The organism is Nostoc sp., from assembly GCF_036917515.1.
GTDB lineage: Bacteria > Cyanobacteriota > Cyanobacteriia > Cyanobacteriales > Nostocaceae > Nostoc.
In genome coordinates, this window is the sequence record NZ_JBALDE010000064.1 from 1 (window position 1) to 6972 (window position 6972).

General features: G+C 38.8%; 8 protein-coding genes. 6 read left to right on the top strand and 2 right to left on the bottom strand.

Annotated elements, in window-relative coordinates; all coding sequences use genetic code 11:
• Positions 1-84: 84 nt before the first annotated feature.
• The gene (locus V7K89_RS07935; protein ID WP_335185957.1) at positions 85-294 is read right to left on the bottom strand and encodes a patatin-like phospholipase family protein; all 210 of its coding nucleotides are present in this window, start codon (positions 292-294) and stop codon (positions 85-87) included.
• A 347-nt stretch (positions 295-641) separates the two neighbouring features.
• Here V7K89_RS07935 and rbsK point away from each other — a divergent pair, with 347 nt between their 5' ends.
• On the top strand, positions 642-1577 hold the full coding sequence (gene rbsK / locus V7K89_RS07940) for a ribokinase (protein ID WP_335185959.1): 936 nt from the start codon (positions 642-644) through the stop codon (positions 1575-1577).
• A 129-nt stretch (positions 1578-1706) separates the two neighbouring features.
• Positions 1707-2348: a transaldolase family protein gene (locus tag V7K89_RS07945; protein ID WP_335185964.1), complete on the top strand. Its 642-nt coding sequence runs from the start codon at positions 1707-1709 to the stop codon at positions 2346-2348.
• 11 nt (positions 2349-2359) lie between these two features.
• Here V7K89_RS07945 and V7K89_RS07950 read toward each other — a convergent pair whose 3' ends face one another.
• Positions 2360-3253, bottom strand: a complete 894-nt coding sequence (locus V7K89_RS07950; protein ID WP_335185966.1) for a LysR family transcriptional regulator — start codon at positions 3251-3253, stop codon at positions 2360-2362.
• Positions 3254-3430: 177 nt separating this feature from the next.
• On the opposite strand from V7K89_RS07950, the gene V7K89_RS07955 reads away from it, so the two are divergent.
• From V7K89_RS07955 to cls, 4 genes are all read left to right on the top strand, one after another.
• Positions 3431-3715 carry a hypothetical protein gene (locus V7K89_RS07955; RefSeq protein ID WP_335185968.1) on the top strand — a complete coding sequence of 95 codons (285 nt, stop codon included), beginning with the start codon at positions 3431-3433 and terminating at the stop codon, positions 3713-3715.
• 4 nt (positions 3716-3719) lie between these two features.
• Positions 3720-4391, top strand: a complete 672-nt coding sequence (locus tag V7K89_RS07960; RefSeq protein WP_335185970.1) for a glutathione S-transferase family protein — start codon at positions 3720-3722, stop codon at positions 4389-4391.
• Between the two features lie 396 nt (positions 4392-4787).
• Positions 4788-5633, top strand: a complete 846-nt coding sequence (locus V7K89_RS07965; RefSeq protein WP_335185972.1) for an endonuclease/exonuclease/phosphatase family protein — start codon at positions 4788-4790, stop codon at positions 5631-5633.
• Position 5634: 1 nt separating this feature from the next.
• Positions 5635-6933 carry a cardiolipin synthase gene (cls, locus tag V7K89_RS07970; RefSeq protein WP_335185974.1) on the top strand — a complete coding sequence of 433 codons (1299 nt, stop codon included), beginning with the start codon at positions 5635-5637 and terminating at the stop codon, positions 6931-6933.
• The last annotated feature ends 39 nt before the right edge of the window (positions 6934-6972 follow it).

The window sequence follows — 6972 nt, forward strand, 5'->3', positions numbered from 1 at the left end:
AATGCTCTGAATGCGGTAACTAAAAAAGACATTATTGGATGGTTCACCCACTGCTGTTACTATATTGCACCCAACTGAGAACCGCTATAGTTCCAGCAGTTTAGTGGTGTTTAAGCCTTTCGCTAGTCCCGCAGCAATAATCGAACCAGTAGAAGTACCAGTAATCATATCAAAGTATTCGTGTAACTCTAAATCGTAAGTTTTTTTGATTTGCTTTTCAACCTCTTTGAGCATTTGTACCGAAATTACACCACGAATTCCACCACCATCTAAACTGAGAATTTTGAATGTCATAACCTACTTCTAATAAGACAACCATTAAAACGATGGTTATATGGTTCCCAGTTATTGGTGAAAAAATTCACGGCGTACCGGAAAAGATAAGCGAGTGTCCGTAGCGTTTACGCTTTTACTACAATGATTTTGCCTCTCTACAACAAAATTCATACATCTAATCAGCAACGCCACCGAAAGGGTTAAACGAGCTTACGACTTAAGCACTTACAAACTAAGCATGATGTAAATTATGAGAATTGGTCGTTTTAGATGTTTCGCATAACCCTAATTTACTCGCATATTTGCGTAGGTGTAGCCCGTCGTAGACATCGCATCCTGTAATATTATCAATAAAAATCAGCATCATGAGTATTATCGTCTTCGGTAGCATCAATATAGACTTAGTAGCAACAACACCCCGGTTGCCAGTCGCAGGAGAAACGTTGCTAGGAGAAGGATTTTTTAAAGTTTCGGGAGGGAAAGGAGCCAATCAAGCCGTAGCATTAGCAAAATTGGGCATTCCTACCCAGATTGTGGGGCGTGTAGGTGCAGACGATTTTGGTAAGGAACTTGTTAACAATTTGCAAGCATCTGGTGTACAGACTGATAACATTTTTGTGGATAAAACTGTTAGTTCTGGAGTTGCTATTATCACCGTGAGTCAGACTGGTGAAAATCAAATTGTCGTCATTCCTGGTGCAAATGGGCGCGTCAATCAAGAAGATATAGAGCGATTATCCTACTTTTTACCAGCAGCTACAGCATTACTTTTACAACTAGAAATTCCTATTATTGCTGTGATTGCTGCTGCTCAACTAGCACGACGTAGAAACATAAAAGTGATTTTTGACCCTGCACCCGCACAATCTAATTTACCAGATGAATTGTATTCATTGGTAGACATTATTACACCAAATGAAGTTGAAGCAGCGCAGTTGGTTGGTTTTCCTGTGGATGGAGAGGAACAAGCAGCTAAAGCCGCTGCGGTTTTATTGCAACGGGGTGTGAAATGTGCAATCGTCAAACTAGGTGCTAAGGGTGTTTTTTGTGCGACTGCTGAAGAAAAGTTTTTTGTACCCGCGTTTTCAGTTCATGCAGTTGATACAGTAGCCGCAGGCGATGCTTTCAATGGTGGTTTGGCGGCGGCACTTTTTGAAGGACTTTCCTTACATCAAGCAGTTGCTTGGGGTGCAGCAGCAGGTGCTTTGACAGCAACAAAACCAGGCGCCCAAACTTCGCTACCAGATAGGTTTACATTTGATGCATTTCTTAAGGAAAGGGGAATGAATAGTGGCTTTTAAGGGTAGGTATTTAAAAAAGTATAGATAAACGGGTAAGATGCTTATCCAATCAAGGTAGGCAGAAATATCAGTGCAAAGCTTCTGGATGATGTATGGTGTGTAGCAGGAGAAATGCAGGAGGAATTAAGTATGGCATTATATCTAGACTCAGCGATCGCATCGGAAGCTGAAGTTGTTAAGCTTTGGGGATGGGTAAAAGGTATTACAACAAATCCCACACTGTTATCTCAAAGCGATACTCCACCAGAAACCACGCTCAAAAAGTTAGTTGCCTTGACAAATGGCCCGTTATACTATCAAATTATGGCATCCGATAAAGCTGGGATGCTAGCTGAAGGTAGAAAAGCTTTTGAGATTATTGGTTCGCAAACAATTTTAAAGATTCCCGCAACACCGTTAGGGTTTGAAGTGGTGGCAAGTCTATCACCAGAAATTACCTGTTCAGTGACAGCGATTTATAGTGCAGCACAGGCAGCAGTAGCACGGGAAGCAGGAGCTAAAATTGCCATAGCTTATGTAAATCGAGCTACCCGATTATTAGGTGATGGTATTGCCTTAGTGCGGGATATGGCTAGCGTACTCAAAGGTAGTGATACGGAAATCTTAGCAGCTAGTATCAAATCTCCTGAAGAAGCAGCCGCATCGTTGCAAGCTGGGGCAGATCATTTGACTTTACCACTGGCAATGTTGCAGGCGATCGCAACTCATGAGTTCTCACAAAAAACTGTTGAAGAATTCGCTAAAAGAGGCATCGGTTTAACTAATTACTAATTCGTATGCAATCAATAAGTGAATTTAGCTAAACTATAAAAATCAAATTTACTCAACATCTCCAAAAAGGTGAATACCGCAGGTACTTGTAGAGCATTAGATAAAATTGCCGTTGCAATTACTCTTTCGAGTGGTGCAGGTAAACTGTATACCTGCACCTTTGGGGGAATGGGTACAGCTGCTAAACGAGGCATAATAGCTGCTCTCAGTCCTTGATTCACCATACTAACAACTGTGGAATCTTCTTGAATGTCGCTAGCAGTATTGATTGGAATTGCAAAAGTCTTCAGGTGGTTGTGAAGAATGCGTCCACAGGGTGTACAAGGAAGTAAAACTGGCGGATAGGCTGCGATATCTTCCCAAGTAATTTTTGGATTGCTAATTTTGGTATCTGGTGGTAGTAAAGCTACATACTCATCCCGAAAAATTTCCCAGGTTTCAAATTCTTCACCAGTTGGCAGACAGGTAATACCAATATCGGCACGTCCATCATGCAAACACTGTTCTACATCTGTGAAAGCAGTACACTCTATGATTGTGACAGCAATTTCTGGGAATTGGTTGTGAAATTGAGCGATCGCTTTTGGTAATAGATGAGTAGCGACGCTCCGAAAAGCCGCAATTCGCACATGACCACCGTGTAAACCTTTATGCAGGTTTGCTTCGTGTTGCATCATCTTTAGATGCTGCATTGCTTGACGCGCATGATACAAAATGCGCTCTCCAGCAGGTGTCAGCACAGCACCATGACGACCTCTGGCAAATAATGGCACACCCAATTCTTCTTCTAGGGTGGCAATGGCATGACTAATCGCAGGTTGGGAAAGCTGCAATTCTAAGGCTGCCTCACTAAAGTTACCACAATCTGCTACTGCAACTATGGCTCGAAGTTGGGAGAGTTTCATAGGCAATTGCTCAGAACAAGGGCATACATATCCTGACTTTATTGTGGCAAAAAGGTTGTATTAATGATTTTTCATATCTATAAATGTAATTTATAGAACCTATGCAAGCCATGATTTGATTCCTAACTGAGATGTTGTTAGTGTTTTATTTACTAACCAACTTTCAGGAATAATTTTATGAATAATGACATTAGGTGTTTATCAACAGAAGATATAGAAATAAATTGTAGTCCGTCATTCCAGAAAAAATTCAACTTAAACTTTTGGAAATCTCTGTATATGATTTGGGAAAATTTTATCAAAAACATTTTAGCAGATCCTCATGAATTACAAGTTTGGCAAAAGGTTGACCGCCACGGTAATATCTATTGGCAAGCTTACGACCCTGTAACCGGAAAATCTTTCTCTTCAGGTTCCGAAACTGATGTGTCTATGTGGATTGAACAACTTTATCGGCATTAAAAATATGACACAACTTACTTTGGTAATCGGCAACAAAAATTATTCATCTTGGTCGCTTCGTCCTTGGTTAGCGATGAAGCAATTCGATTTAGAATTCAATGAGATTCGGATTCCTCTCTATAACAACCCAGATTATTCATCAAAAATTCGGCAATATTCGTCATCAGGAAAAGTACCTGTATTATTGCACGATACACAAACGGTGTGGGATTCTCTTGCTATTTGTGAATATCTAGCGGAAACATTTCTAACCCTGCAATGGTGGCCAGAGGATAAGGCTGCAAGAGCATTAGCCCATTCTATCAGTGCGGAGATGCACTCAGGATTTCAAAACTTACGTCAGAATATGCCGATGAACTGCCGTACTAAATATCCTGGGAAAGGTTTAACATCAGTTGTACAACAAGACATTGACCGCATTACCAGTATCTGGCAAGAATCGCGTCAAAAGTTTGGGGCTGGTGGCAATTTTTTATTTGGTAATTTTACGATTGCCGATGCATTTTTTGCTCCAGTTGTCCTGCGGTTTATCGCCTATAATGTGCAATTAAATACTGTTTCTAGAAGTTATATAGAGTCAGTTTTGGCACTTCCAGCAATGCAAGAGTGGATAAATGCAGCAAAGAATGAAACAGAAGTTATTCCCCAATATGAGTTTCAGCAAAATAGCAAATAGCAAGAATAGTCAGGGTAGAAATATTTTAAAAATATGCGTTATCTAAAACCCTTTTATAGAGACATAGCAATGCTACGTCTCTATATTATTTTTTAGAGATTGGTAATTTTAAATAGTTATGATCCTTTTAGAGTCCCCCTGATACTTTGAGAAGACGGCGTTAGCTGGGGGTGAATTTTCTTACAAATCATTTAGAATTGCGATCGCTCTCCTAAGCCACCTTAGTAAACTGTAAGGTATATCAAGGAAAATCGCCCGCTTTATCCTGACACTGTTCAATAGCGTTAAAAGCTGTAGTGCTTATGGAGCCTAGCTTATAGCTTTAAAAATGTGCTATTCTTCTCTAACGACTGTTTAATAGCGTTAAGCTAGAATAAATCTATTTTAATATTAGTAATGCCTAATATTCAAAAACACGTAAACACTCTGATTACGAAATTTGTTCCGGGTTCTAGATTTTTTCGTTTACAAGAACTCACAATTGATAAAAATACTTCACGACAAATAGAAATTAATAGTAAATCAATTAAAGTTCTCAGTTGGAATATTGCTAAACAAAACTATAATACCGCTTGGTTAGAAGATTTTTCCAAAATAATTGCAAATTATCAACCAAACCTCATATTCTTACAAGAATTTTCTTTAAAGTTAGAGGCAGAAGAATGGGCAAAATGGTTGAAAATGAATTGGAATTTTGCTCCTAATTTTGTAGATATTCATCATCAAATTTATTCAGGACTTTTTACAGCTTCGACAATCAAACCAACTACCAAAAAAGTAATAACTACTAAACATTATGAACCAATTGTTAAAACTCCTAAAATTTCTTTAATTACTGAGTATCTGCTATCTGAACAAAACCTAACTCTTTTAACAGTCAATACTCACCTGATAAATTTTGTAGATTTAAATAAATTTAAAATCCAGCTAAATGAATTAGAGCAAGCCTTATCTATACATCGGGGACCACTAATATTTTCAGGAGATTTCAATACTTGGAGTCGAAAAAGAGCAGTTATTCTCAATCAAGTAACAACTCAATTAGGATTAACACCTGTAATTTTCGCACCTGATGAGAAAGAGAAAATTAAACGCTTCCTGTTATCACCCCCTTTAGATCATATCTTTTATCGAGATATCAGTGCGAAAAAAGCCAGTGCTAAAGTGCTAGACCAAATTTGTTCATCCGATCATAAGCCATTGCTGGCAGAATTTACTTATACCAATACTCAAAAAAATTAAGATGCTTGTGAATGCTGGTGTTCTAGCTGTTTTTAGCACAGCTACAGTTGTTGTTCATGTTGTAGGAGTTGCACATGCAGCCCATGCAGTGATGAATGTGCGTTCTTCCCAAGGGGCAATTGCCTGGAGCATTTCTCTAATTACCTTTCCCTGGCTAGCTATTCCGTTGTATTGGATTTTAGGAAGAACTAAATTTCATGGATATGCTGAAACACTGCGCTCAGTCTATGCAGAACACTATAAGCTTATTGAGCCGATTTATAGCGAACTGATTAAATTTCAGGTTGCACCACCAGATAATCTAGCTGAGTTGCAACCATTAGCGGAGGCTTTTACAGAAATTTCTTTCACATCAGGCAATGCTGCCGAATTACTAATTGATGGTCAGCAAACCTATGAAGCAATGTTGAAAAAGATTGCATCGGCGAGAAATTATATTTTGTTCCAATTCTATACTGTTAACGATGACCAAGCAGGTAATGAGTTTAAAGAAGCATTAATTGCTAAAGCCAAGCAAGGAATAAATATCTGCTTTCTCTACGATGAAATTGGTTCAAAAAAATTATCTCGCCCTTATATCGAGTCTCTACAACAACATGGAATTGCAGTAAGTGCATTTAACACCACCCAAGGTCAGGGTAATCGGCTCCAATATAATTTTCGTAATCATCGGAAAATTTTGGTAGTGGATGGAGAAATCGCATTTGTAGGTGGACTGAATATTGGTGACGAATATTTAGGAAAAAATCCTCGCTTGAGTCCTTGGCGCGACACCCATATAATACTCGAAGGCCCAACTGTGCAAAGCCTACAAAACTCCTTTGTGCGAGATTGGTATTGGGCAACTCGAAAACTTCTCGAAGTTAACTGGGAAGTAAAAATTAATCAAGAAACTAATCAAACTGCATTCATTCTTCCTACTGGCCCAGCAGATTCGCTACCAGCTTGTAAGCTTTTTTTCGTTGAACTAATTAATCAAGCTCAAACTCACCTCTGGATTGCTAGTCCATATTTTGTGCCAGATGAGGCAACATTGTCAGCTTTAAAACTGGCAGCAATGCGAGGTGTTGATGTGCGAATTCTCTTACCAAATCGACCCGATCATTTATTTGTTTATTTATGTTCCTTCTCTTACTACACCGAAATGGAAAGAATTGGTATCAAATTGTATCGTTATAAAAATGGGTTTATGCATCAGAAAATTATAGTTGTTGATGAGAATTTAGCAGGGGTAGGAACTATTAACTTAGAGGATGTTTTAAAAGTGAGGGGCTATTGTAAGAAAACTCACAAGGCTTAAGCTGAAAGATTGAAGATATCAGCACCTTGTGAGCAAATG